Below are 1,161 nucleotides of genomic sequence, written 5' to 3' on the forward strand. Positions count from 1 at the left end.
GTACGGCCCCTGGGCCCTCGGCGGTTCATGCCTCCGGGGGCGGGCCCGCGGTGGAGCCGGTACCGGGTGGCGCGAACGCCGCACATGCGGACGGTCCCGGCGGTGGTGACCCGAGGCCGGTGGATCCGGGCGGCCTGACCGCGCCCTTCCACCCGGTGGGCGACGCGGGCGGCTCCGCCCATCCGATCCACGACGCGCCGCACGCGCCGGACACCGCGCTGGTCGCGCCGACCGCGCACGTCGGTCCCCGGCTCGACGCGCTCGACCGCGCCGGGCGGGCCGCGGGCATGTCGTCGTCGGACCGCCAGGGGTACCGCCAGGCCGTCGACCAGGCGGCGCGGTCCGGGGACCTGAGCGAGACCACCCGTCAACTCCAGGCGTTCCGCGAGCATGTCGAGACGCGGGCACTCAACCAGCGCTACGACGCCTTCCGCCAGCACGCGGACGGCGGATTCGACACCACCCGGGCGCCGCAGTCCGAGCGGAGCAGCTGGGACCACCTGGTGGACGCGGTCGAACAGGCCCGCCGCGGCGGCGACCCTGACCTGCTGGACAGCCATCTGCGCGAATACACCGCCTTCGTGGAGCACCACGCCCCCTCGGAGGTGCTCACCGGACGGGACGCCCCGCAGCCGTACCGCCCCGACGTCGAGAACATCCGGCGCCAACTGGCGGTCGCCACCGGGGCCGACGCGGACCGGCTGCGTACCGAGCTTGCGGACCTGCGGCACTCCGCCGACCTCCGCGACCGGCTCGACCGGCTCAACGGCCGCCCGGACGGCCCCGATCCACGGGAGACCGAACTGCGGCGAGCCGTCGAGGAGGCCGACAGCCCGGACGCGGCGGCCCACGCCCTCGCCCAACTGCACGACCACCGGGCCGATCAGGACCTCCAGCAGCGGCTCGACCGGCTCAACTCCGACGGATTCCCGGACGCCGGGGCCGGCCGCGACGACCTCCGGCAGCGCCTCGACGCACTGCGCGGCGACGCCGGCTCCCACGAACAGGAGCTGATCCAGCAGATCGACCATGCCTCGGGCCCCGACGAGGCCGCCCGCGCACTGGACGCCCTGCACGACCACCGGGACCAGCAGGATCTGCGGGACCTCCAGCAGCGCCTCGACCAGCTCCATGCCGACCCGGTCCCGCCGCCCGCCGCCC

At 75.9% G+C, this 1,161-nt stretch carries 1 protein-coding gene; it reads left to right on the forward strand.

All coding sequences use genetic code 11. The features are described from left to right. Positions 1 to 119: 119 nt before the first annotated feature. A partial coding sequence (locus tag V7E46_RS02525; RefSeq protein WP_333766858.1) for a hypothetical protein occupies positions 120 to 1,161 on the forward strand: 1,042 nt, incomplete at its 3' end.

Origin of the sequence: Streptomyces sp. IBSBF 2435, assembly GCF_036815005.1 — a bacterium.
Lineage (GTDB): Bacteria > Actinomycetota > Actinomycetes > Streptomycetales > Streptomycetaceae > Actinacidiphila.